General features: G+C 67.2%; 20 protein-coding genes. 14 read left to right on the forward strand and 6 right to left on the reverse strand.

The window, feature by feature from the left end:
• Positions 1-31 precede the first annotated feature (31 nt).
• The 3 genes from NFW30_RS17565 to NFW30_RS17575 form a co-directional block, all read right to left on the reverse strand.
• The gene (locus NFW30_RS17565; protein WP_295357010.1) at positions 32-2,857 is read right to left on the reverse strand and encodes a CheR family methyltransferase; all 2,826 of its coding nucleotides are present in this window, start codon (positions 2,855-2,857) and stop codon (positions 32-34) included.
• A 337-nt stretch (positions 2,858-3,194) separates the two neighbouring features.
• Positions 3,195-4,322 (reverse strand): methyl-accepting chemotaxis protein, encoded by a 1,128-nt coding sequence (locus tag NFW30_RS17570; protein WP_295357007.1) that lies wholly within the window; start codon positions 4,320-4,322, stop codon positions 3,195-3,197.
• A gap of 6 nt (positions 4,323-4,328) precedes the next feature.
• Complete coding sequence (locus NFW30_RS17575; protein ID WP_295357005.1) at positions 4,329-4,835, reverse strand: cache domain-containing protein; 507 nt, start codon at positions 4,833-4,835, stop codon at positions 4,329-4,331.
• An 818-nt stretch (positions 4,836-5,653) separates the two neighbouring features.
• Between NFW30_RS17575 and NFW30_RS17580 the strand changes: the two genes are divergently transcribed.
• From NFW30_RS17580 to NFW30_RS17595, 4 genes are read left to right on the forward strand one after another with little or no spacing between them, the layout of a single operon-like run.
• Complete coding sequence (locus NFW30_RS17580; RefSeq protein WP_295357002.1) at positions 5,654-7,534, forward strand: MFS transporter; 1,881 nt, start codon at positions 5,654-5,656, stop codon at positions 7,532-7,534.
• 10 nt (positions 7,535-7,544) lie between these two features.
• Entirely contained in the window at positions 7,545-8,441 is an 897-nt protein-coding gene (ubiA, locus tag NFW30_RS17585; RefSeq protein ID WP_295357085.1) for a 4-hydroxybenzoate octaprenyltransferase, read from the forward strand.
• Positions 8,438-8,866 carry a cytochrome C gene (locus NFW30_RS17590; RefSeq protein ID WP_295356999.1) on the forward strand — a complete coding sequence of 143 codons (429 nt, stop codon included), beginning with the start codon at positions 8,438-8,440 and terminating at the stop codon, positions 8,864-8,866. The genes ubiA and NFW30_RS17590 overlap by 4 nt, the downstream gene beginning before the upstream one ends.
• Before the next feature lie 13 nt (positions 8,867-8,879).
• Positions 8,880-11,924, forward strand: coding sequence for an EAL domain-containing protein (locus NFW30_RS17595; protein ID WP_295356996.1), 3,045 nt, complete (start codon positions 8,880-8,882; stop codon positions 11,922-11,924).
• A 160-nt stretch (positions 11,925-12,084) separates the two neighbouring features.
• Here the strand turns inward: NFW30_RS17595 and htpX are convergent, their stop codons facing one another.
• Positions 12,085-12,963 (reverse strand): protease HtpX, encoded by an 879-nt coding sequence (gene htpX, locus NFW30_RS17600; RefSeq protein ID WP_295356993.1) that lies wholly within the window; start codon positions 12,961-12,963, stop codon positions 12,085-12,087.
• A gap of 175 nt (positions 12,964-13,138) precedes the next feature.
• On the reverse strand, positions 13,139-13,549 hold the full coding sequence (locus NFW30_RS17605; RefSeq protein ID WP_295356990.1) for an HPF/RaiA family ribosome-associated protein: 411 nt from the start codon (positions 13,547-13,549) through the stop codon (positions 13,139-13,141).
• 112 nt (positions 13,550-13,661) lie between these two features.
• Here NFW30_RS17605 and nhaR point away from each other — a divergent pair, with 112 nt between their 5' ends.
• Entirely contained in the window at positions 13,662-14,654 is a 993-nt protein-coding gene (gene nhaR / locus NFW30_RS17610; protein ID WP_295356988.1) for a transcriptional activator NhaR, read from the forward strand.
• A 112-nt stretch (positions 14,655-14,766) separates the two neighbouring features.
• Positions 14,767-15,663: a Tim44-like domain-containing protein gene (locus NFW30_RS17615; RefSeq protein WP_295356985.1), complete on the forward strand. Its 897-nt coding sequence runs from the start codon at positions 14,767-14,769 to the stop codon at positions 15,661-15,663.
• Positions 15,664-15,775: 112 nt separating this feature from the next.
• Here the strand turns inward: NFW30_RS17615 and NFW30_RS17620 are convergent, their stop codons facing one another.
• Positions 15,776-16,516, reverse strand: a complete 741-nt coding sequence (locus NFW30_RS17620) for a M50 family metallopeptidase (RefSeq protein ID WP_295356982.1) — start codon at positions 16,514-16,516, stop codon at positions 15,776-15,778.
• Positions 16,517-16,606: 90 nt separating this feature from the next.
• Here NFW30_RS17620 and NFW30_RS17625 point away from each other — a divergent pair, with 90 nt between their 5' ends.
• From NFW30_RS17625 to NFW30_RS17660, 8 genes are all read left to right on the forward strand, one after another.
• Positions 16,607-17,317 (forward strand): methyl-accepting chemotaxis protein, encoded by a 711-nt coding sequence (locus NFW30_RS17625; RefSeq protein ID WP_295356979.1) that lies wholly within the window; start codon positions 16,607-16,609, stop codon positions 17,315-17,317.
• Between the two features lie 22 nt (positions 17,318-17,339).
• Positions 17,340-19,043, forward strand: a complete 1,704-nt coding sequence (locus NFW30_RS17630) for a phosphate ABC transporter substrate-binding/OmpA family protein (RefSeq protein WP_295356976.1) — start codon at positions 17,340-17,342, stop codon at positions 19,041-19,043.
• A gap of 25 nt (positions 19,044-19,068) precedes the next feature.
• A complete protein-coding gene (locus NFW30_RS17635; protein ID WP_295356974.1) occupies positions 19,069-19,866 on the forward strand; it encodes an ABC transporter permease in 798 nt (265 codons plus the stop codon).
• On the forward strand, positions 19,863-20,729 hold the full coding sequence (locus NFW30_RS17640) for an ATP-binding cassette domain-containing protein (RefSeq protein ID WP_295356969.1): 867 nt from the start codon (positions 19,863-19,865) through the stop codon (positions 20,727-20,729). The genes NFW30_RS17635 and NFW30_RS17640 overlap by 4 nt, the downstream gene beginning before the upstream one ends.
• 2 nt (positions 20,730-20,731) lie before the next feature.
• Positions 20,732-21,619 carry a hypothetical protein gene (locus tag NFW30_RS17645; protein ID WP_295356967.1) on the forward strand — a complete coding sequence of 296 codons (888 nt, stop codon included), beginning with the start codon at positions 20,732-20,734 and terminating at the stop codon, positions 21,617-21,619.
• A gap of 92 nt (positions 21,620-21,711) precedes the next feature.
• Positions 21,712-22,422 carry a PspA/IM30 family protein gene (locus tag NFW30_RS17650; RefSeq protein WP_295356964.1) on the forward strand — a complete coding sequence of 237 codons (711 nt, stop codon included), beginning with the start codon at positions 21,712-21,714 and terminating at the stop codon, positions 22,420-22,422.
• A gap of 25 nt (positions 22,423-22,447) precedes the next feature.
• Positions 22,448-24,295, forward strand: coding sequence for an AAA family ATPase (locus NFW30_RS17655; protein ID WP_295356962.1), 1,848 nt, complete (start codon positions 22,448-22,450; stop codon positions 24,293-24,295).
• A 10-nt stretch (positions 24,296-24,305) separates the two neighbouring features.
• The gene (locus NFW30_RS17660) at positions 24,306-24,752 is read left to right on the forward strand and encodes a TerB family tellurite resistance protein (RefSeq protein ID WP_295356959.1); all 447 of its coding nucleotides are present in this window, start codon (positions 24,306-24,308) and stop codon (positions 24,750-24,752) included.
• The last annotated feature ends 490 nt before the right edge of the window (positions 24,753-25,242 follow it).

Genomic DNA, 25,242 nt, shown 5'->3' on the forward strand with positions numbered 1-25,242 from the left:
ACAGCCAGAACCATTGCCGCAGGGCCTTCAGCTAGAACTCGAAGCGCTCGGGTCGCCCGGACGAGGCCACCCGGGCGTAGATGTCGAACAACTCGGAATCGGTCTCCCGGATGCCCGGAATCACCTCGGTGGCTTTCCTGCCGACGACATCCTTCAGGCCCGTCAAGGCCTCGAAAGCCGTGTTGACGTTCAGGTAGACGAAATCCCGGGGTTGCCCCCGTTCGTACACCATCCGGCAATGGGCAAAGCCGTTCAGCATGTTCGCGAACAGCGAGCGATAGCTGATCTCGGCCTGTTCCCGCTCGATTTCGGCGCGGCGCAGTTCGGAGATGTCGGCGAAGCTGAGCACCGCGCCCGTGCGCGCGCCGGAGCGATCGATGTAAGCGGAGACCTGCATCAGGTAATGTCGGTTATCGTGGCCGACATGGCGGATCATCGGCGAGCCGGAACGAATCACCGCAGCCATCTGCTCCTGCAGGTCGGGCAGGTCGAGCGTGCATGGCACGCCGCACAAGCGTTGGCCGACGTCTTCCGGCATCAGGCCGAACACCCGCACTGCCAGCGGATTGAAGCGGCGCACCTTGCCTTGCCCGTCCACCACCACCAGCCCGACCTGGATCGAGTCGAGGATGTTGATCAGCGTGTCGTTGGTGTCGGCCAGGTCCGCCGACTTGGTGCCCAGTTCGTCGTTGAGGGTGATCAGTTCTTCGTTGGTGGACTGGAGTTCCTCGTTGGACGCTTGCACTTCTTCCGAGGACACCTGCAGTTCTTCGTTGAGGGACTGCAGCTCCTCGCTCGAGGTCTCCATCTCCTCGATCACCGCCTGCAGATGCTCGCGGGTGGCCGCCAGTTCCTGGCGCAGTTCGTCGGCTTCGTCGGGAACGGTCTGCCGCTGTGGCTGCCCGCCGTCGGGCGCCGGCGTCTCCGGGAAAGCGGGGCGTTCCTCGAAGCTGATCAGGATGGCGCCTTCGCCCGTCCTGAGGTCCATGTCGACGCGACGCGCCACCATCCGCACCAGCACGGCGCCGTCCTCCAGCGCGAGCGGCTGAAATCGTCCTGCCGCCAGCCCGCTGCCTTCCCGGTTGGCGCGATGCAACAGGGTCCTGATCTCGTCGTGCAGTTCCGGCCGCGACAAGGCGAGCAGGGAAAAATCCGCCGTGCCCTTGCGAATGTTCAGATAGCGCCCCACCTCCCCGAAGAAATGCAGCGGCAGGCCATCGCGGTTCACCAACACGCTGGCGGGGGCGTACTCGCGCAGCAGGCATTCGCGCATGGCGGACTCGGCGGACCGCGCACGTCCGCTGGCGACCGCTGGCGGCTGTGGCGGCCGGCCCAGCGCGTTCTGCGAGTGGCGAGGAGGACGCGGCGAGGGTACGTTGCGCCGGCGATACAGCCGGCATCGGCCATTCTCCGGTTCGAACAGCTTGCTGGCGGTGCCCGCGGATTCCGACTGGCCCAGCAGAAGGTAACCGTCCGGGTTCAAGGCATAATGAAACTTGCCGAGCACTTCCTCCTGCAGACCGGGCTGAAAATAGATCAGCAGGTTGCGGCAACTGATCAGATCGAGGCCCAGAAAAGGCGGCTGGCTTGCCACATCGTGGCCGGCGAAGACGCAGCGCTCGCGGATCGCCCGGCCCACGCGCAGCGCCCGGCCCTGCGGCACGAAGTAGCGCTGGCGCAGGTCGGCGTCGAGGTGTTCCAGTGCCGAGCGGGGGTAAACCCCGGCCCGCGCCGTCTGGATGGCCTTTGGATCGACATCGGTGGCGAAAACCCGCACGTCGAACTGCGCCAGGCGTTCGCCCAGCACTTCGGCCAGGACGATGGCGATGGAATACGCTTCCTCGCCGCTGGCGCAGCCCGGCACCCACGCGCGGAGCGCATCGCCCGGCTGCTTGCTGGCGACCAGGCTGGCCACCACCTCACGCAGCGCGGCGAAGACCGGCGCGTCCCGGAAGAACTCGGTCACCGAAATCATGAAGCTTTGCTGGAGCAGCTTCACCTCGTCCGGGTTGGCGCGCACGAAGCTCAGGTAGTCTTCCAGGGAAGGCAGGTGCAGGCTGGCGACCCGCCTTTCGATCTGGCGGCGGAGTGTGCCCTCCTTGTAGTGGCTGACGTCCATCTGGGTCGCTTCCAGCACGCGCTGGAGCAATTCCCGATAGGCATCGCGGGGGTCGGAGCCGCTGCCTGCCGTCGCTGGCGGGGGGAAAGCGGGCGGCGCGTTGCCCAAGGCATGCAGGTAATCCGCGATTTCCGCAATTTCCGCAATGTCCAGTTGTCGGTCGACGATGCCGGCTTCAATCGCTGCCGCGGGCTGATCGGCGCACGGGCCACTGGCCCGCCGTTGCACGATCACTCTCCCGCCCGCCGCGTGGATCGCCTTGCCGCCCTCGGTTCCGTCGTCGCCAGTCCCCGACAGGAGGACGCCGACGGCGCGACTGCCATAGCGCTCTGCCAGGGACAGGAAGAGCCGGTCGATGGCGGCGGAGCTTTGGGCGTCCGCCGCTGGCGGGGCGAGCCGGACACGGCCGCCGCGCACGTCGAGATCCAGACCGGGCGGCACCACCCAGACCCGATCCGCGGCGATCGGCTCGCCATCGACGGCGGTCCGGACGGCAAGTCGTGCGCCCTCGGCCAGCGCTTCCGTCGGCGCCCCCGGCTCGTCGGCCGACTGCTCGAGGGCCAGGAAATAGACGGTGCGACCGGTTGGAGACAGGCGCGCGATCAGCCCATGCAGGGCTTCGAGTCCGCCTGCCGCGGCGCCGATGCCCACGAAATGGCTGATGTCGGCCGCAGCGCGAGCATCGTCCCGAGGGTCCTTCGCGGATGGTGACGGTGAATCGTCACCGACGGCATTCATGGCGCAGTTGCTCCTGGATGATCGGCGGCAAGCGGAGGGTCGGGCGAGCGCGACCTTCGGCTGCCGTCGCTCGCGCGTCGGCAGCAGTCCGGAAAGTCACTGCTGCCACGTCGATGTCCCTGTCCGCGGACGTGACAATACAGCGAAAGGAATTCTGGCGAAAGCCCCGGACTCACCGCCGCAAGCCGGGCCCGCTGGCGCGGGAGCAGCGCTGCGTGGCAAGCTCGACAAGGGTGTCTTCCTGGCGTGTCGGACATGGTCAGAGGAGGGCGGACCACTCGCGCTGTCGGCACGGCAGTCCCTCGGCCCGCCGGCCACGGTCGCCGTCCGCTGACGCTCAGGTGAGGCGAAAGCGGGCGACGACCTCGCGCAGCCGGCCGGCAAGCTGTTCCAGTTCAGTCGCTGCGGCGCTATGGGCATGCATCGTTGACCTGGTCTCCTCGGTCATCGAGGCGATGTGCTGCAGGTGGCGGGCGACGTCCTCGGCGACCGTCGCCTGTTCATGCGTGGCCAGCGCCACTTCATGCCCGCGTTCGCTCGACTGTTGCGCCTGCCGCAGGATGAGCTCGAGCACACTGCTCGCCTCGCGCGCCTTGTCGAGGCCACGCGCAACCTGTGGCGCTGCCTCGCTCATGGCGGCCACGGCCGACTCCGTATCGGCCTGGACGCCGACGAGCATCGCGCTGATCTCGCTCGTGGCCCTGGCCGTTCTTTCCGCCAGCTTGCGCACTTCATCGGCGACGACGGCAAAACCGCGCCCCTGCTCGCCTGCCCGCGCGGCTTCGATGGCCGCGTTGAGAGCCAGGAGGTTGGTCTGCTCGGCGATCTCCCTGATCGTCGCGGCGATGCCGCCGATCTCGCGGGAGCGGCCTGCCAACTGGCCGATCTGCGCCGCAGAGCGGCTGACGATGGCGGCGATCGCTTCGATCTCCGCCGCCGAGCCGGCCACCAGTTGCCGGCCCTGTTCGGCGCAGCCGGCTACTTCGTCCGAGCTTTCGCCGCTGGCGTGGGCGTTCTGCGCGACCTCGCCGATGCTGACCGTGAGCTGTTCGATCGAGGCTGCGGTGGCAGCAGTCGAATCTGCCTGTGCATCGGCAGCCCGGCTGGCTTCGCCGGTGGCGACGGCGATCTCGCGGGCACGGTCGGCGAGTACGCCGGCGAGGCGATCGATCTCGGCGATCATCGCCCGCAACTGGCTCTGCATCTCGGCAATCGAACCCATCAGGCTGTCGCCGACGAGGCTTGCGGCGTCGACATCCACCGCCAGGTCACCAGCAGCCACCCGTCGCGCGATGGCCGAGGCTGCCGCAGGCTCACCGCCGAGCTGCCGCAGCACGCTGCGGCCGATCGCCAGCGACACGCCGGCGAGGACGGCGACGGCCAGGGCAACGATGCCCAGCGACTCGATCGCCTTGCTGCGGAAGGCGGCAGCGATATCATCGACATAGATGCCGGTCCCGTACACCCAGCCTCAGGGCTTGAACTCGGCGGCGTAGCTGATCTTGGGCGCCGGCTGGTCGCTGCCGGCGCGGGCGAACACGTACTCGACGAGGCCACCGGGCCCGCTGGCCAGCGCCGTGCGGACGATTTCGCGGATCAGCGGCTTGCCGTTCGGGTCGCGCATTTCGGCGCCGCTCGTGCCCTCGAGTTCCGGTTTCAGCGGATGCATGACGAAGCGGTGCTGCGTATCGAGGATGAAGAAATACTCGCCGCCGGCGTAGCGCATGTGGCGCAAGGTCTCGGCTGCCCCATGGCGGGCCTCCTCATCGCTCAGCGTGCCCTTGCGCGCCAACTCGTGGAAGCGCGCGATGACGCCGCCAGCCACCTCGACGAGAACCTGTGTCTTCTCCTTCCGGTCCTGCAGCATGCTGCTGCGCAGCGTGTACAGCGAATCGAGCGCGAGGGCTGCGAGGCCGGCAATGGCCACCGCCGAAATCATGATCAGGCGCTTCCTGATGGTCCACCGGTCCGTCCGCATGTCTGTCCTCCCTGAGGTGCTCACCCGGCCGTACGGTCAGAGTCCGTCCTCTGCCGTCGATCCCGGGCTTGCAGCCGGCGTTTGCCGACGCGCAGCCTGCGCGTCCTGCTGGCGGTCTGCCCACGGGTTTGGCGGGCGCGAATTGTATCCGATCCGTACGCCGGGGATTCGTTCCGGCGTTCGCCGCCATGCCGCGTTCCGGTGCCGGGCGCAGACGCGGCTCCTGTCCTGATCACGGGTGATTCCTGCGGCAGCCGCGCCGTGTCGCATGGTTGCCGGCAGGCCGCTCGTGAACCTCCAGTCCTGGGCGTCCGCGTTGCCCTGCAGCGGGCTGCGGAGGAGCCGGGTGCGCATTCCCCGATGCTGCGGCAGCCGGGTGCAATTGAAAGTGCGACTGGCGCCGGCGCGAGGCGCTAGTGGCCACGGTAGACTTGTTCTGGCGCCAACGCATGGGGCTACCGTCATTCCGGCGCAGGCCGGAATCCAGCTCGTTCGTCAAGCTTCTCTCTTAGCAGTCGGTCGACAGTCGCACTTTCGATTGCACCCGCGGCAGCCGCAGGGGCTTGCGCGCGCCGGGTCATGCATATAGCCTAGCGAGCCCTTGCCCCGATCAGGACGCGCGTTGATGCTTGATGATCCCGCTCTGGCAGCCGGCCCGCGGGCGCCGCTCCGGCGGCTGTCGATCGGCTCGGTGGCCAGCCGCCGCGCTGGCGGCGACCGCCTGCGCCGCTTGCCGCGGCGTGCTGGCGCGCAGGCTCGCGTCGCCCGGCCATCCTGGCGACGCGCGGGTTCTTTGCTCCCCGAGAAAGGAAGACTGCATGAGTTCCCAGTTTGGCCTGCTCAAGGCACGCCGCTTCGGACCGTTCTTTGCCACCCAGTTCCTCGGTGCCTTCAACGACAACCTCTTCAAGAACGCTTTGGTTGTCCTGCTGACCTTCCAGGCGGCCAGCTGGACGACGATCCGGCCGGAGGTGCTGACCAACCTCGCCGCCGGCGTGTTCATCCTGCCGTTCTTCCTCTTCTCGGCGACTGCCGGCCAGCTGGCCGACAAATACGACAAGGCCAGACTGGCGCGGCTGGTCAAACTGCTCGAAGTCCTGATCATGGGGGTGGCGCTGCTGGGCTTCGCCATCCACAGCCTGCCGATCCTGTTCGCCGCACTGTTCCTGCTGGGCCTGCACTCGACCCTCTTCGGTCCGGTCAAGTACGCCATTCTGCCGCAGCACCTGCGCGAGAGCGAGCTCGTCGGCGGCAATGCGCTGGTCGAGGCGGGCACCTTTGTCGCCATCCTGATCGGCACGCTCGCCGGTGGCCTGCTCGCCGGTGCTGCCCATCAGCCGACGTGGGTTGCCATCGCCGGGCTGCTGATCGCCGTCCTGGGCTACATCTGCAGCCGTGGCATACCCGCCGCCGCGGCGCCGGCACCGCAGCTCGTGGTCAGTCTCAACCCGTTCTCCGAGACCTGGCGCAACATCGGCTTTGCGCGCAGCAACCGCGCCGTCTTTCTCTCGATCCTCGGCATCTCGTGGTTCTGGCTCTACGGCGCCATGTTTCTGGCACAGTTTCCGGCGTATGCCCGCTTCGTCCTCGGTGGCGACGAAACCTCCGTCACGCTGCTGCTGGCCGTGTTCACCGTCGGCATCGGCGTCGGCTCGCTGCTCTGCGAGCGGCTTTCGGCCGGTCAGGTGGAAATCGGTCTGGTGCCTTTCGGCTCGATCGGACTCACCCTCTTCGGCATCGACATCGCTTTCGCATCGCCCGCGCTGCTCCCGGCCGGCGCTCCGCTGTCGCTGGCCGCGCTGCTGGCGTTGCCGGCAACCTGGCGGGTTCTGCTCGACCTCTTTGCCCTCGGTCTCTTCGGCGGCTTCTTCATCGTCCCGCTGTACGCGCTGATCCAGTTGCGCAGCGCGGTGGACCAGCGCGCCCGGATCATCGCGGCCAACAACATCCTCAATGCGCTCTTCATGGTCGTCGGTTCGCTGGCGGCTGCCTTGCTGCTCGGCGACGGCCTGACGATCGCGGCCCTGTTCGGCGTCGCGGCGCTCTGCAACGCGGCGGTGGCGGTCTACATCTACAGTCTGGTTCCCGAGTTCATGCTGCGCTTCGTCGCCTGGCTGCTGATCCACTCCTTCTACCGTCTGCGGCAGACCGGCATCGAGAACATTCCGGAAGAAGGTCCGGCGGTGCTGATCAGCAACCACGTCAGCTTCGTCGACCCGCTGGTCATCGCCGCCGCCAGCCGGCGGCCGATCCGCTTCGTCATGGACCACCGGATCTATCGCCTGCCGCTGATCGGTTTCGTCTTCCGTCACATGCACGCGATTCCGATCGCGCCGGCGCGCGAGGACGCGGCGATGATGGAAGCGGCTTTCGAGGAGGTGGCGCAGGCCCTCGCAGCCGGCGAACTGGTGGCCATCTTTCCCGAAGGGCGCATCACCGACACCGGCGAGCTCTACCCGTTTCGACCGGGGGTGCAGCGCATCGTCGGGCGCACGCCGGTGCCGGTCATCCCGATGGCCCTGCAAGGCTTGTGGGGCAGCTTCTTCAGTCGCAAGGACGGGCCGGCGATGAGCAGGCCGCTGCGCCGCGGCATCTTCTCGCGCATTGCGCTGAACGTCGGGACGCCGGTGGCGCCGGCGGCGGCGACCCCCGAACATCTGCAGCAGATCGTCGCCGGATTGCGTGGCGACTGGCGTTAGAATGTCAGCCATGCAACTCTCCGGGCTCAGGCTGCGCGAACGGGCCGATCTCTACGAACGGCTGATGCGGCTGGACAAGCCGATTGGCATACTGCTGCTTCTCTGGCCGACCCTGTGGGGGCTCTGGCTCTCGGCACGCGGCAGACCCGACTGGCTGGTGGTGTGGATCTTCGTCCTCGGCACGGTCCTGATGCGCTCGGCGGGGTGCGTGATCAACGACCTTGCGGACCGCAACTTCGACCCGCACGTCGAGCGTACAAGGAATCGCCCGCTGGCGGCCGGCCGCGTCTCGGTGGGCGAGGCAGCGTGGCTGTTCGCCGTGCTGGTCGGCTGTGCGGCCGTCCTCGTGCTGCCGCTGCGCAGCTGGCTGCTCGCCGGCCTGTGTGTGGCGGCCCTGGGGCTCGCTGCGAGCTACCCGTTTACCAAGCGCTTTCTGGCGATTCCGCAAGCGTATCTGGGTGTCGCTTTCGGCTTCGGCATCCCGATGGCCTACGCTGCCCAGCTCGGACAGGTACCCGCCGAGGCCTGGTGGTTGCTGCTGGCCAACGTCTTCTGGGCGATCGCCTACGATACCGAGTATGCGATGGTCGACCGCGCCGACGATCTGAAGATCGGCATCCGGACGTCGGCGATCACCTTTGGCAGTTTCGACGTCGCGGCGGTCATGCTCTGCTATGCACTCGCTCTGGCGCTGATCGGCGTCATCGGCCATGGCGTCGGACTGGGTCAGGCGTTCTACGCTGGCCTGGCCGTTGCGGCAGGAATAGCCGGCCATCATTTCACACTGATCAGGTATCGCGAGCCGGCAGACTGCTTCAGGGCCTTCCGGAACAACAACTGGTTTGGCGCCAGCGTCTTTGTCGGCATGGCGATCGATTTTCTGCTGCGCGGAGTGGGCAAAGGATGAAGATGGTTCTGATCGGTCTGCTGGCGCTTCTCGTCGGCAGCACGTACGCGGCCGACGATGCTCGCGTCCTGGCGCCGATGCCAGCGGCTGCCGAAGCCAACCTGCGAGGCGAGATGCGTGCCAGCCTCTTGGCGCTGAACGAGATTCTCGCGCTGGTGGCCGCCGGACAGCTGCGCGAAGCGGCTGCCGTCGCCGAACGGGAACTCGGCGTCTCGGCGATGGGCAAGCACCGCAGCCAGCCCTTCACGGCCCGGCCGGGTCCGCACATGCCGCCGGCGATGCACGCCATCGGCATCGACGGTCACAAGGCGGCCAGTGATTTTGCCCGGGTTGCTGCCGGCGGCGACCGTGAGCAGACGGTCGCCGCGCTGCCGACTCTGACTGCGGCCTGCGTCGCCTGCCATCAGAGCTATCGGCTTCGTTGAGGGAGATCGCGGCATGACTGACGACCTGCTTCGCTGGGCCGATGACAAGGCACAGGCCGACGCGCAGCCGGCTGCCGGGCTTCTCCCGTGGACGATTCTGGTCATCGACGACGACCCCGAGGTGCATACCGTCACCCGCTTCGCGCTGCTCGATCTGCGGCTTTTCGGGCGACCCCTCCGCTTGCTGCACGCCAGCAGCGCCGCCGCGGCGCGGGCGCTGTTGCGCGACAACCTCGACGTTGCCGTGGTTCTGCTCGACGTGGTGATGGAGACGGCCCAGGCCGGTCTCGATCTGGTCGGTTTCATCCGCGATGAGCTCGGCCTCGCCGAGTGTCGCCTGATCCTGCGTACCGGCGAGCCGGGCTACGCGCCCGAACTGACGGTCATCCAGGAATACGACATCAACGACTATCGCACCAAGGGGGAGCTGACGCATACCAGGCTGATCACGACCGTCAGTTCGGCGCTGCGCTCCTACCAGCAGCTGCATGCTCTCGCCGAGCATCGCCGCGGTCTCGAGCTGATCGTGCGGGCTGCGGCCGACCTGATGCAGGAACACGCCATTGCCAACCTGGCCGAAGGTGTTCTGACCCAGCTCGCGGCACTGCTCAGGTTGCCCGTGGATGGAATCGTCTGCACTCAGAAGGGCTCACCCCTGGGTGACGACCGCGAACGCTGCTACGTCGTTGGCGCGACCGGCCGCCATGCGGGTTGCATCGCGCAGCCGCTGGAGACGCTGGCCGACCAGCGCATCGTCGCGGCCATCATGAGCAGCGTGGCGCGTCGCAGGCACGTCTTCGGAGTGGATCATGCCGTTCTCTACCTGCAGGCGGCACCGAGCCAGGAGGCGGCGATCTTCCTCGAGGGAGGACAGATGCTGGAGACGATCGACCGTACCTTGCTCGACGTCTTCGTCGCCAACATTGCTGCCTGTTTCCGCAACGTCAAGCTGGTTGAGCGCCTGCTGCGGGCGCAGGACGAGATCGAGGCGCAACGCGCCTTTCTCCGCACGGTCATCGACGCCAGCCCGCACTTCATCTTCGTCGTCGACCGCGAGGGCCGGATCCGCCTCGCCAACCAGAGTCTGGCGGAGCGCTTCCGGCAGACGCCCGAGCAGATGGTCGGCAGACTGCAGGCGGATTTCGTCGGCGACGCGCAGCTTCTGCAGGCCCTGGAAGGCGATGATGAGGCGATCGCTGCCGGTCGCCAGGAACGCATCGAGCGGGAAGTCAGCTTCCTCGGCCGTAGCGGTGAGGAGCGCTGGTTCCACACGATCAAGGTACCGTTGAAGAATGCCGGCGGGGCGGTTGAGCAACTGGTCGGCGTCAGTATCGACGTGACCGATCGCAAGCGTGCGGAACGGCGGCTTCTGGAAGCCAAGGAAAGGGTGCAGGTGACCCTGGACTCGATCGGTGATGCGGTCATCACGACCGACGCCCAAGGCAGGATCGACTACATGAATCCGATGGCGGAGAGCCTGAGCGGTTGGGCGTTGGCAGAGGCCCGCGGCCGGCCGGCGGCAGATGTCTTTCGTGTCGTGCACGAGGAAACACGGGTGCCGGCCAGGGATCCCATCCAGCGTTGCCTGACCGAGAAGCGAATCGTCTCGCTGCCTGGCCATTGCGTCCTGCTGGCGAGGGACGGGCGGGAGTACGACATCAACGACTCGGCGGCACCGATTCCTCGCGGGGATGGCGGGCTGCGGGGTGTCGTCCTGGTCTTCCACAATGTCACCGAGACTCGCCAGTTGGCTCGCCAACTGGCGCACGATGCGACTCACGACGCGCTGACCGGACTGATCAACCGCGCGGAGTTCGAGCGGCGACTCGAGCGGGCAGTGTCATCGGCGCAGGATGAGGGGGCCCGGCATGTCCTTTGTTACATCGATCTCGACCAGTTCAAGGTGGTCAACGACACGGCCGGGCATGCCGCGGGCGACCAGCTGCTGAAACAGATCAACGCGCTGCTGGCGGGCAGCTTCCGCGAAAGCGATACGCTCGCACGAATCGGTGGCGATGAGTTTGCCCTGCTGCAGGAGAACTGCCCGCTGGAACGTGGCCATGTCGTCGCCCAGGCGGCGCTGCGCACGCTTCGCCAGCACAGCTTCAGCTGGGAGGGTCGGAGCTACCAGGTCGGCGCCAGCATTGGTCTCGTGCCGATCACCGCCGAGACCCAGGATACCGCGGAACTGCTGACGCGTGCCGACGTCGCCTGCTATACGGCCAAGGAACTTGGCCGCAACCGGGTTCATGTCTACCAGTCGGGCGATACCGAGACCGTGCAGCGCCACAGCGAGTTGCTGGGCGCGGCCGGTCTGCGGGACGCTCTCGAGCGTGGGCTTTTCCGGCTGCACTACCAGCCGATCGTCGGGCTCACCGGGTCCGAGTTCCGCGTCGTTCGCTACGAAGCGCTGCTTCGTGTCGTGCATGAAGTCGATCCCGGCCGGCAGGGCGAGCTGGTCTTGCCGGCGGTGTTCATTCCGGCCGCCGAGCGCTTCGGACTCATGGGAGCGATCGACCGCTGGGTGATCAGGCGAGCATTCCAGGAGTATGCGCAGGGGATCGGCACGACCGGCGCCACCCTGGCGATCAACCTTTCGGGCAATTCGTTGAGCGACGAGAGTCTGCTGCAGTTCATCGAGGCGCAGCTCGCCGAATTCTCGTTCCCGGCCGAGCGCGCCTGTTTCGAGATCACCGAGACGGCAGCCATCCAGAACCTGCGGCCAGCGCTTGGCGTGATGGCCGCCCTCAAGCGCCACGGCTGCCAGCTGGCGCTCGATGACTTCGGCAGTGGGCTCTCTTCCTTCCACTACCTGAAGACCCTGCCGGTGGACTTTCTCAAGATCGACGGCAGCTTCGTCAAGGACATGTGCTCGAGCGCACACGATGAAGCGCTGGTCGCAGCGATCAACCAGATGAGTCACGCGCTCGGATTGCGGACGATCGCCGAATACGTAGAGAACCGGGAAATCGTCGATCGCCTGCGTCAGCTCGGGGTCGACTACGCGCAGGGCTACTTTTTCGGCAAGCCGGAGCCTTGGCGGCAGGGTGGCGGCTGAAGGCGCGTGCCGGTGGCAACTGGTTTTCACCCCTCAGGGTCCGGTTGTGCCGGCAGCCGTGACGTTTGAGCCGCCGCTCGCCGATCCCGCGGTTTGCACATGCCCGCCGCAGACAGTGACTGCCGGGCCGAAGCCCGGCAGCTTGCGGGACGCGCGCTGCTCAGCGGGCGTTTTCCAGCGCGGCGATTCGTTCGGCGATCGGCGGATGGCTGGAAAAAAGCGCCATCCAGCCAGGGCGATCGGTGATGCCGGCGGTGGCGATGTTCTTCGGCAGGTCGCCGGAGTCGATGCCACCCAGGCGGCGGAGTGCCGCCATCATCGGTCGCGGCGTGCCCATCAACTGGGCGGCGCCGGCGTCGGCGCGGAACTCGCGCTGGCGCGAAAAATACATGACGATGATGCTCGCCAGAATGCCGAAGACGATGTCGCAGACGATGACGGTGATGGTGTAGCCGATCCCCGGCCCGCTGTCCTCGCTACTTCCCCGGCGCAGGAACGAATCGACCAGCCAGCCGACGACGCGGGCGATGAAGATGACGAAAGTGTTGACCACACCCTGAATCAGCGTCAGCGTCACCATGTCGCCATTCGCGATGTGTGCCACTTCATGCGCAATCACCGCCTCCGCTTCCTCGCGCGTCATGCTCTGCAGCAGTCCGGTCGACACGGCAACCAGTGAACTGCCGCGACTCGCGCCGGTGGCGAACGCATTCGGCTCTCCCTCGTAGATGGCCACTTCCGGCATCGGCAGACCTGCCTTGTCGGCAAACCGACGAACCGTTTCGACCAGCCAGAATTCGGTCGAATTGCCCGGTGAGTCGATGACCTGGGCACCAGTGCTCCATTTGGCAATGGTCCTCGACATCAGCAGGGAGATGAAGGCCCCTCCGAAGCCCATGATGAGGGCGAACAAAAGCAGCGTGCCGAGGTCGAGGCCGCTGCCGGCAAAGAACCTGTTGGCCCCCGTCAGCGTGCTGACGATGCCGAGCACAAGCATGATCGCCAGGTTGGTGGCGACGAGCAGAACGATTCGTTTCATGAGTCAAGCCTCCGAGGTCAAGAGGGCGGCGGTGGCGGTCTGGATCAATGGTCGGCCCCGCAGCATACCGGTCATTGTGGCGTAGAAATGGCGACGGGGAGCCGTTCTTCAAGAGGGGCGGACGATCGCAGCGCCAGGCGGCGCTTTCCACTGTCCGCTGCAGCCCGCATCTGTTTCAGTGCGGACCACGGTTCTCGCGGACCGCGGCCGCGGCCCCAGCGCTTGCCCGCACCGGCCGCAGTTCGTCGTCCGGCACCAGCGGGCGAGCACGCGCGTGGCGACTTTCCCGTTCCCGCTCAAGCCGCCGCGCCAGCGTTCGACCGGCACGGTCCGCGACACGGTCGATCGCCGTTGCCAGGTCGGTCTGCGTGTCCTCGATGACCATTTCCGGCGTGCCGGGCAGCGCGCAACGCAAACGGCAGTGCTTGTCCGCGCCGCCACGGGGACCGTTGAGGTCGGAGAGGACGACGGACACCCGTCCGAGGTGCTGCTGCGCCCAACCGAGGGCGAATTGCAGGCGACGCTGCACGTGTTCGCGCACAGCGGCATCGACATCGATGTTTCTGGCGTGGATGGTGATCTGCATGGCTGGGCTCCTGTCGGGTTGTCTCGATGCGGCAGTCTAGGATAGCCGAGGGTCGTATGAAAAATCGAATATACTTGCGCGATTCTTCCGTTTTTCTGGATTTGTCCCGACGATGGCAAACCTCAACTTCAAGCACCTGCGCTACTTCTGGATGGTTGCCAAGTCGGGAACGATCGCGCGCGCCTGCGAGCAACTCCACCTGACACCGCAGGCGATCAGCGGTCAGCTGCGGGAACTCGAGGAAGCTCTCGATGTGGAGTTGTTTCGTCGCGCCGGGCGCGGCCTCGAGCTGACCGACGTCGGCCGGCGCATTCTCAGTTATGCCGAGGAGATCTTCGCCCTCGGTGATGAGTTGCTGGCCGTGGCACACGACCAGACCAGCCGCAAGAGCCTGCCTTTCGTCGTCGGCATCGCCGATTCGGTTGCCAAGTCGGTTGCCCATCGAGTCGTGGCGCCGGCGCTGCAATTGCCGGAAGCGGTGCGGCTGGTCTGCCGCGAAGGTCGGCTGACGACGCTGCTGGGCGACCTCGCCGTGCACCGCCTGGACATGGTGATCGCCGACCGGCCGATGCCGGGCAACCTGAACGTGCGCGGCTACAGTCATCTGCTCGGCGAGAGTGATCTGACGGTCTTTGGCGCCGCCGGGCTGGTGCAGACCCTTGCCGGCGACTTTCCGGCGTTGCTCGATGGCGCGCCCTTCCTGATGCCGGGCGACGACATCGCCATCCGGCCGCGGCTCGAGCAGTGGCTGCAGGCGAAGCGGCTGCAGCCACGGATCGTTGGCGAGTTTGACGACAATGCCCTGCTGCAGGCGTTCGGGCGTGCCGGGGCCGGCCTGTTCGTGGCGCCGACGGCGATTGCCGACGACGTCGTCGACCAGTATCGCGTCGTCCGCGTCGGCCGTCTCGAGGCCGTCAGCGAGCAGTTGTTCGCGATCACCAGCGAGCGTCGCCTGAGCCATCCGGCGACGGTCGCCATCAGCCAGACCGCACGGGACGAGGTCTTCCGTACGGCCAGTGATGTCGCTGCGGCAGCCAGCGGCGATGCGACCGCCGCCGCCATTCGCCAGCGGCGGCGGTCGCGTCTGCCGAGAATCCCTGGCTGATCCGGCAATACATCGAATTTGCGGATGTATTGGTACAAATAATTCTGCTTTTTTCTTGCCTGACGAGCGCCTATCTTTGCCGCTCGTTCCCCATAGACAACAGGAGACATCGATGAAAACCCTTTCCCTGCTGACCGCTGTCCTGGCGTTCGGCCTGACTCTGGCGGTTGGTGACGCCGAAGCCAAGCGCCTCGGCAGCGGCAAGTCTTCCGGCATGCAGCGCGAATCGGTGACCGCCGATCGACCGGCTTCACCGGCGATGGCACCGGCGCCGGCGCGAGCACCGGCGGCAGCGGCGCCGCAGGCGGCGCCGAAGCGCTCGTGGATGGGACCGCTGGCCGGTCTCGCGGCCGGCCTCGGTCTGGCAGCCCTCGCTTCACACCTCGGTTTCGGCGAGGAACTCGCCTCGATGCTGCTCATCGGCCTGCTGGTGATGGCGGTGATGGTCGTCGTCGGGCTGATCATGCGGCGCCGCGCCGCGGCGCAGGCCGGTCCGGGCAACCTGCAGTACGCCGGCGCCGGGGCCGACCACCTCGGCAGTCGGCGCAGCTTCGAAGAAGTGGCGCTGCCTCCGTCCAGCGGTCCTGCTACTGCGGAGGTGGCCCACGCCGCTGCTGCGGGCCGTTCCGGCAGCATCCCGTCGGACTTCGATACGGCCGCCTTCGAGCGAAATGCGAAAGTGAACTTCATTCGCCTGCAGGCGGCGAACGACGCCGGCAACCTCGACGACATCCGCGAATTCACGACGCCGGAGATGTTTGCCGAGATCAGCATGGCCTTCAAGGAGCGCGCTTCGGCGACACAGGAGACCGATGTGGTCAGCATCGAAGCGACCGTTCTCGACGTGGCCGAGGAAGGGGCGCGTTACATCGTCAGCGTGCGCTTCAATGGCCTCATTCGGGAGCAGGCCAACGCCGCTGCCGAGCCCTTCGACGAGATCTGGCACATGGTCAAGCCACGCGAAGGGCGTGGTGGCTGGACTCTCGCCGGCATCCAGCAGATCCAGTAAGCGGCTTCCCGATCCTTCCCTCTGCGGACGGCGATTCGCTGTCCGCAGCCTTCGCCCCTGACCGGCCCCTTCCGGCAGGGGCTTTTTCGTCGCCCCGTGCGACCGCTGTCCGCTAGAGCCGCGACGGTCGCACGGCAAACCACAGCCCGAGGGCAAGGATGGCGAACGACAGGGTCGCGATGACGCCACCCCAGAACCAATGGGGCAGCCACAGAGCCTGTGCCATGATCGCCGTGTCGGAAACATGCGGCAGGCCGTCGATGCTGGCGCTGGCGGAGAACATGTAGTCGACGTCCTGCAGCCAGCTCAGGCAGAGGATGGCGGCGGTCAGCCGCAGGACGAACGTGGCGCCGCGCTCGCTCAGCCACAGCGCGGCGAGGAGGAACGACAGCGCTGCGCACAGGAGAAAGACGACGCCGAAAAGGTTCTGCGTCCACAGCGCGACCACCAGCACCAGGCTGCCGCCGATCAGCGCGAGCAGCACGCGCGCCAGCCGCGGCCAGCGGCTGAGCACGAGCAGCAGGCTGCCGGCGATGCTCGGGGCGAGCAAGCCGCCAGCGGCGATCAGTGCGCTGTCGAGTCGCCCGGGTGTGCCTCGCCAGAGGGCCACTCCGGAACCGTCCGCATGCAGGGCGAAGCTCTCGAAGTTGGCGCCGAGGAGCAGTGCCGTGAAGCCATGGCCGAGTTCGTGGGCGCAGGTGGCGAGCAGTGACAATGGGTAGAGGAGCGTCCGGCCATGCGGCAGCTGCCAGATGATGGCGATCAGCAGCATGACGCCGAGCAGCGAACGCAGCGGCTGCCAGGATTCCGGCACGCGTCGGGCGGTCGCCGGATCGCCGGTGGGCGCAGTCATCGTCGTGCAAATCCTTGCATTGCCTTGCCTGCTTCGTATAATCCCCGATTCCATCCGGTCGGTCGCCGGGTGCTCACAGCGGGAGTCGGAATGAAGGGTATCCTGAATCTCTTGGCGAAGGCAAAGCTTGTCGAGCTGTCCGACGACGAGCGTCCGGCGGTACCCGCGCCTCCCGCCGCGTCCGTGGCGGCTCCCTCGGAAGCGGTCGCACAGCGCCCGGCAGAGCTCGCTGCGGCGCCGTTGCCGGCAGCCGGCGACCTGCCGTCGCTGGCTGAAGCCTGCGCCGACGTCGAGAGCGAGTCCTTTGCCGACATCTTCGCCGGTGCGGCCATCCCGCCGTCGCCGTATCCGGCCGAGAAGCTGCTGCGCCTGCTCGACGGGTTGCGCGCCATGGATGCGGTGACGCGCAAGGCAGCCGTTCTGGCGATGGACGCTGCCGATGACAACTGGCAGATCGACGACTGCCTGCGCGATGCCGAGCTGAAGATCGCCGCGCTCGAGGAGCACAAGAGCAGGCTGGCGGCGCAGATGGAGAGTCGCGAGCGGCAGTCGGCCGGAATCGTCGAGCAGATCAGGCTGACCCTCGACGAGGCGACGGCAGCCATCCGGCAGCAGATCTCCGAACTCGAGCAGTTGCGTGAACGCGAGGTGACGCGCGCGGCGCAGGAAACCACCAGCGTCGAAGCCGGCCTGCGCGCGGCACGCGAGTCGGTGGCGCGGGAGACGCGGCGCATCGACGGCGAGATCGAACGTCTGCGCGAGATCCCCAACAGTTTCAGGCCGCCGGCCGCCGGCCAATGAGAGTCGGTCAAGGAGAAGACAGATGGCACAACTGACCCCGCTTGCCAAGGGGCTGATCACGGTGATCGTCATCGGCGTTGCCGGTTCGCTGGCCTGGAACTTCGGCCTCAAGGAGCGCTTCGCCGGCGGTGGCGAGACTGCCGCCGGCAAACCCGTCGTCGCCGGCACAGCGCCGGAGGCGGCGCCGAAACCCCGCGCCGATGCACCGGCGAAAGCGGCGGCGCCGACCGAGGATCGCAATGCGCCGCTCGGCAGCGCCGCCAACCCGCTCAAGGTCAGCCTGGTCAGCTTCCACGGCTACGCTCCGGCGCTGGTAGCCAACGGCAACGCACTGACGACGCAGCCGGGGTCGATCTTCGGCAAGCTCGGGGTGCATGTGCGCTTCGTCATCCAGGACGACATCCCGACCCTGGCCACCATCTTCGAATCCGGTGCGGCGCAGTGTGCCTGGCGGACGTCGGATTTCTGGGCGCAGGAGCAGCCGAACCTGCGCAATGCCGGCCTCGATGGTCGGGCGGTGATGATCGTCGACAACACGCAGGGCGGCGATGCGGTCATCGCCCGGGATCCGGCGGTGAAGGCGGTCGAGGATCTGGCCGGGCGGAGCGTGGCGCTGCTGCAGTTCACTCCCTCGCACGGCATGCTGATCGATGCCATCGACAACTCGTCGCTGACCGCGCGCCGCAAGGACAGCGTCAAGATGGTGTTCATCAACGCCGAGGAAGGAACCGCCGGTGTTCGCGCCGCGATCGAATCAGGTGCGGTCGAGGCGGCGGTACTCTGGGATCCGGATCTCGCGCTCGCGCTGCGCAACGTCAAGGGCGCGCACGTCGTCTATTCGACGAAGACGGCGACCAACCTGATCTTCGACGTCATGGTCTGCGACTCGCGCCTCCTGGGCAAGCCGGAAGGGCAGGCGGTGGTGCAGAAGTTCGTCGCCGGCTGGATGGACGGGGTGCTGGCGGCGCGTGCCAATCCGGACAATGCGGTCGATGCGCTGGTGCGGACGCAGGAGTTCTTCAAGCTGCTTGCCGACAAGGAAGGCAAGCCCTTCGTCAGGAGCCTGTTCTCCAACCTGGTATGGACCGGTGTCGAGGACAACGCCCGCATCCTCGGGCTCGCCGGCGGCACCAACCACTATGAGCGGGTCTACAAGCGATTCGACGAGATCTACCGCAAGGCCGGGGCGCTGGCGAATCCGAAGTCGCCGGTGATCGCGCCGCAGGACAGCTTCGATTATCGCTTCATCAAGGCGCTGCTGGCCGAGAACAGGGCGGCGGCGGAAGCGGCGGCGAAGCCACAGGAGACCTTCACCCAGTCGGCGCTGAGCGAGGCGACGCAGAAGCAGGCGATGGTCACCAAGCCGGTGACCGTCGGGTTCGCCTCGGGCAGTGCGGAGCTGACGAAGCGCGCGCAGAAGACGGTGGACAGCGAGATGGTGCCGTTCATCGAGAACAACGGCAAGGCGTATTTCGAGGTGAGCGGCAATTCGGACTCGACCGGCGCCCGTGAGACGAACCAGCGCCTCTCGGCAGCGCGCGCGCGCGCCGTCGTCGATTACCTGGTGACGCAATGGGAGTTCCCGCGCGAGCGCTTCAAGATCGTCGGCAACGGCTCCGACCGGCCGCTTTGCGTCGAGGCCAACGCCGCTGCCGAAGGACTGGGCATCGAGGATTGTCGGGCCCTGAACCGGACGACGCGCGTGGCCGTTTACGGCGGCCGCTGACCGACTGCCCGGTGCCTGCCGGCGGATGAGCGACTTCTGGAACCCTTACGCGGCGCTGGCCCCGCGGCAGCGGCGCCTGCTGGGAGTGGCAGCGGTGGCCGCGGTGCTGCTGCTGTGGAGCCTGCTTGCCGTGTCTGGCCTGGTCAGTGCGACGAAGCTGCCGGCGCCGTGGGACGTGCTCGCCGCACTGGCCTACCTCGGCTGGCACGAGGGGCAGAGCATGCTGCTCACGGCGACGCTGTGGTCGGTCGGTCGCCTGCTCGTCGCCGGCGCGCTGGTGATCGCCATCGGCATTCCCGTCGGCATTGCCATGGGCGCCGCACCAAGGGTGAATGCGGTCCTCTCGCCACTCGTCGACCCCTTCCGTTCGGCGCCGGTGGTGGCACTGCTGCCGATCCTCGTGATGTGGCTGGGAATCGGCGAGACGATGAAGATCGCCTTCCTGTTCATCGGCGCCGTCGTGTACCTGATTCCGATGGTGCGTGACGCCATCCAGGCGGTACCGCAGAGCTACTGGATCGGCGCCCGCGACCTCGGTGCGACGCCGTGGGAGTGCGTGCAGCGCGCCGTCATCCCGATGGCCATGCCGCGCATCGCCGACGCCGTGATCGTTGGTTTCTCGGTCATGTGGACCTACATCACGGTCGCCGAGTACGTCAATGCACGCCAGGGACTCGGGCAACTGATCCAGAATGCGCGGCGCTTCAGCGCCTGGGATCAGGTGTTCGCCGGCATCATCGTGATCATTGCCCTGGCACTGGCGACTTACCAGTTCATGGTCTGGTTGAAGCGCCGCCTCTATCCCTGGGAGACCGAGCAGTGAGCAGCGAACAGCCCGAGGCTGTGGCGGCGGCGCCCGCCACGAAGCAGCTGTCGGTCGTCCTCGAGGATATCGTCCAGGAGTATCCGGCGCCGGGGGGCGGCGTGACGCGCATCATCGACCGCGTTTCGCTGCGCTTCGACCAGCCGGGGATCAACATGCTGCTCGGCCCGTCCGGCTGTGGCAAGAGCACCCTGCTGCACATGCTTGGCGGCGTGCGCCCACTCGGCGTCGCCTCGCCGAGCGCCGGTCGCGTGCTGATCGATGGTGTCGAGTGCTCGGGGCCACACGACGACGCGGTGATGGTCTTCCAGCGCTATGCCAATCGTCCGGACCTGACGGTGTTCGACAATGTCGCCTTTCCCTTCCGGCTCAGGCTCTGGCGCGAGCGCGTTGGCGAAGCCGAGTGGCGGCAGCGCGTCGAGGACATCCTCAAGGCGGTCGGGCTGTCGGACAAGCGCGGCCTGCGCCCGGCGCAACTCTCCGGCGGCCAGAACCAGCGTGTCGCGCTGGCGCGCGCGCTCGTCCTGCGCCCGCGCATCCTGCTGATGGACGAGCCGTTTGGCGCCCTCGACGCGCAGACGCGCGACGAAATGCAGCGGTTGCTGATCGAACTGCATCGCTCCTGGCCCTGCCTGGTGGTCTTCGTCACGCACGATGTCACCGAGGCGCTGGTCCTCGGCGACCGTGTGATCGTGCTGTCCACACAGCCGGCGCGGATCGCCGACGATTTCCGGATCAGCGAGCCACGCCCGCGCCCGGCATCCTGGCAGCGCGCCCGCGAGACGCTGGCGCTCGAGGAACGCATCCTCGGCCAGTTGCACCAGGCGAGTCCGGGCAGGGGCCAGCTCAGGGTGACCATCTAGCGATGAGCGAAGGCAAGCCCTCCTACGTCCGCGAGGTCCTGACCAGTCAGGGCAACCTCTATGCCTTTCTCGGCTCGCTGGCGCTCGGCGCCGTCCTCTCGATCCCGTTCGGTTTCGGCGTCGGCGCCATCCCGCTGATCGCCTTTGCCGCCGGCGACATCCTGGCGGCGCTGCACCTTCCCTCGCTGCCGAGCTTCCGTGACCGGGTCGATCGCCGCTGGCGGGCGAAACTGCGGCAGGCGTCGCGCACGCAGCTGATCGACGAGATCCAGAAGCGCGCCGGCAAGCGTGCGCTGCCGGCGGCCACCCTGCGCACCTACCAGCGCATGTACGAACGCGTGCAGTCGCTCTACCAGCGCGCCGAGAGCGGCCAGGGACGTCTCGCCTGGCGCGATGTCGAACAACTCGATGACGTCACCCTCGAATACCTGGCGATGTGGCTCGCCCTGCTGGTGATGGACGACCGCGCCGAGTCGGTGAACCCGCGCGAGGTCGAAGCCAGGCTGGCGGCACTCGACCGGGAACTGGCGGCGCCGCGCAGCGGCGCTGACCTGCGCCAGCTGCACAAGGCGCGAGCCGACTACGCGGCGGTGATCGAACGGCACAACCGGATGCAGAGCCGCCGGCGGGCACTGGAAGCGGCGATGCTGTCGATGCCCGATCAGGTCGACGAAATCTACCAGACGATCATGACCCTGCCGGTGACCGAAGAGGTCGGCGTGCGGCTCGAGGAGGCGATCGGCCGGCTGCGCCTGCAGGAAGACATCGAGGCCGACCTGGCGAGCGATCTGGCCGATGCATTGCCCGGTGTGACGATGCCGCGGCCGGCAACCGATGCCGCGCGGCAGCGTCGCCTGGTGGCCGTCGGAGGGGGCCGGCGCGGCGCCTGACGCCACCACGCCGGCGCGAGTGCACAGAAGGCGAGGAACTATCCGGTAACCCATGTCTGGCTGCCCGTGCGGCCGCAGAAAGGAAGAAGGCGATGGCTGACATCAATTTTCTCGGACGATTGTCCAACCTCTGGTCGGGCTTCGTCTCGCTGTGGATCACCGACGTCGAAAAGCGGCATCCCGAGATCGCCTACCAGAACGCCATCGACTCGATGATCGAGAAGTATGGCAGGCTGAAGAGCGCGACGGCGGCGATCATGCGCCGGCGCGAGGAGATCTCGTCACGACTCGAAGGCGAACGCGGTGAGCTGGCGGCGATCGCCGCCGACCTCAACGCCGCCCTCGCCACCGGCCAGGACGAGCTCGGCATCGTCCTCATCCAGAAGAAGAACGCACTCGAAGCGAGCGTCAAGACGCTCGAGCAGGAGATGGAACAGGCGCGCAACGACGCCCAGGAAGCGAAGGACTCGCTGCTCGGTGTCAAGTCCGAGATCCAGAAGCTGAAGGACGAGAAAGACCGCATGCTGGCGCAGATGCAGAGCGCGCAGGCCCGGCTGAAGATCCAGAACCAGCTCGAAGGCCTGTCGGTCGATGCCGAAGTGCGTGCGCTCGACAATGTCCGCGAGCACATCAAGAACACCGTCGCCGAGGCCAGGATGGGCAGCGAACTGCGCGACTCCGACCTCGACGTCAAGCTCGCCCGGTTGCGCCAGAGCAGCGGCGCGATCACCGCCCGGCAGCAGCTCGAGGAGATGAAGCGGGCACGGGCTGGACAGGGCGAAGCTTCCGGCAAGAGCATGTGATGGTCCTCGCCAGAGGAGTGCGCAGGTGAGCGACGGCAGCGCGGCCCGGCCGCCACTGCCGCCGTGGGCGGAAACGCTGCGCCAGAAGTACCTTGCCGGCGAGGCGGCGGTGTTCGTTCTCTACCGAAACGTCTTCGACCGCTACCGGGCGGGCGACGGCTATCGCACGCTGCAGCCCTTCCTCAGCGAGGTGCTGCTGCGCGACAACAAGCACAACATCTTCGAGCTCAGCATCGACCGCGGTGTGCGGGTCATCCAGGGGGGCAGCGCCGGCGAGCGTGCCGAGCTCTATCGGCATCTCGAAGGGAAGGGCCTGAGCGGCATCTTCGAATCGCTCGAGCGGCAGATGCGCGAGCAGCGATCGAGCGCCCTGCTGATTCCCTACGCCGGGACGATCTTCCCGGCGGCCGAACTGCATCTTCTCTCGCTCGACGAGCGCGGCGCGTTCACCGCGCTGCACCGCTGGTCGCTGGACGCCGAGTTCGCCGACCGCGACAACGTCGTCATCCTGGTCAGTGAATCGCTCGCCGACCTCAGCCCGGGGCTATTGACCAATCCCCGCGTGGTCGCCATCGAGTTGCCGATGCCCGACCATGCCGACCGGCTGGCGGCGATCCGTCACTACGCGCCGGCGATGGCACCGGACGTGGCCGATGGACTGGCCGGGCAGACCGCCGGCCTGCGGCTGATCCAGCTGGCCAGCATCGTTGCCAGCGAGGCGCCGCAGGCGATGAGTCTCGGGCAGCGGCGGGCGCTCATCGCCGAACTGCTGCAGGGCAGCCCGCAGGCGGCCGAGCGCGCCGAGAAGCTGGCGGCGATCACCGCCGGCATGACGCCGGCCGAGATCCGCCAGATCGTCGATCCGACGCGCACGCTGCCGGCGGGCGACGACCCGGCGGGCGAGGTGCTGGCAGTGGTCCGCCAGCGCAAGCGCGAGCTGATCGAGAAGGAATGCGCCGGCCTGATCGAGTTCATCGAGCCGCGGCACGGGCTCGAAACCGTCGGCGGCAACGCGCACATCAAGGGCGAACTGCTCGACATCGCACGCCTGATCCAGAGCGGCGAGCGCACGCGGGCGCCGATGGGACTGTTGGCGGTGGGTCCGATGGGTGCCGGCAAGACCTTCGTCATCAAGGCCTTCCTCAAGGAGGCTGGACTGTCCGGCGTCGCGCTGAAGAACTTCCGTTCCAAATGGGTCGGTTCGACCGAGGCCAATCTCGAGCGGGTGCTGGCGACGGTCAAGGCCATGGGTCCGATCGCGCTGGTCATCGACGAGGGTGACCGCAGCTTCGGGCGGCAGGGCGATGACGCCGACGGCGGCACCAGTTCGCGTGTCATCGCCCGTCTCAAGGAGTTCATGTCCGACCCGGAGAATCGTGGTCAGGTGCTCTTCATCCTGATGACCAACCGGCCGGACAAGCTCGACACCGACATCAAGCGGCCGGGTCGTCTCGATCGCAAGATCCCGTTCTTCTATGCCGAAGACGCCGCCGAGCGTGCGGCCGTCCTCAGCGCCGTCTGTGCGCGCTACCGGGTGCCGCTCGAGGTCTCCGAGGACACCCTGCTGGCGGCCTGCGAGCCCCTCGCCGGTTACTCGAACGCCGATCTCGAAGCGCTCGCGCTGCTTGCCGCCGAGTTTGCCGAACGCTCAGCGCGCCTCGCCGGCGGCAACGCCGCGGTGACGTCGGCGCTGCTGGCGCAGGCCAGCGAGGACTTCATGCCACCACAGGAAACGGCGATGGTGCGCTACATGGAGATGCTGGCGGTGGCCGAAACCTCGCGTCGCTCGCTGCTGCCGCAGCGTTTCCGCTCGCTGTCGGCAGCCGAGGTGCAGGAGCGCCTCGCCGGCCTGCGACGTCAGATCCTACCCTGAAGGAGTCCGCATGTTCCCACTGCTCGCAAACGTATCCCTCGACACCGACCAGACGATCGCCGCGACCCGTCTGCTGCTGCACATAGCCCGTGTCGACGGCGCGCAGACAGCCGAGGAGGTGGCGCTGATCCGCTCGTTTTACGAAGGCGCCGGCGACAGCGCCACTTGGCCGGATTTCGCCAGCCTGCAGCCGGTCCGGGCCGGTGAGTTCAACCAGACCTTCGCCGAGCCGGCACAGCGCGACCTCGTCGTTGCCTTCTGCCTCATGGTCGCCTATGCCGACGGCACCCTGAGCGCCGACGAGATGTCCGCCGTGGCGGCAGTCGCCGCCGGGATCGGCATGCCGCCGGCACGCGTCGACGAACTGCTGGCACTGGTCAAGGACCACATGCTGGCGCAGTTCGCGCGCCTGCCCGACGCCGCTTCGGTGGCGACGGTGGCGCGCGAACTCGGCTGAAGGCCGGGCGCCGACCCCGTCACCGGGTCGGCAGCCTCGCTCCTCGTATGGCTCTGGTGCCGGATCCCGGCGCCACGACCGCGGCCCGCTTGACCGACACGCAGCAACGACGGATGCTGGCCCGCGAAGTCGCTGGGAACTGCACCTTCCAACAACATCAAGGAGGAGACGGGCAGGTAAAATGGGACTGATCGTTGTCGTCACACTGTCACTGGCTATCCACAAGAAGTTGGCGGCGCTGAGTCGGTCATTGCTCTGCCCGTCCGGATCGTGGCAACTGACGTTGATGATGACTTGCGCCTTGCGCCAGACGAAAGCCTGGAGGGCGAACAGCGGCATCAGCAACCAGACCAGTTGTGGCGGCCCGACAGACTCCGACGCCAACCAAGACCTGATGATCCCGGGACGAAGACGCGTTGCCCGGCGCCGCACCCGCCCGGGCAATCACCTGGTCGCCAGTGAGATCTTCCAGGAGGCTGCAGTCGGGTTT

The organism is Accumulibacter sp. (assembly GCF_023806635.1).
Lineage (GTDB): Bacteria > Pseudomonadota > Gammaproteobacteria > Burkholderiales > Rhodocyclaceae > Accumulibacter.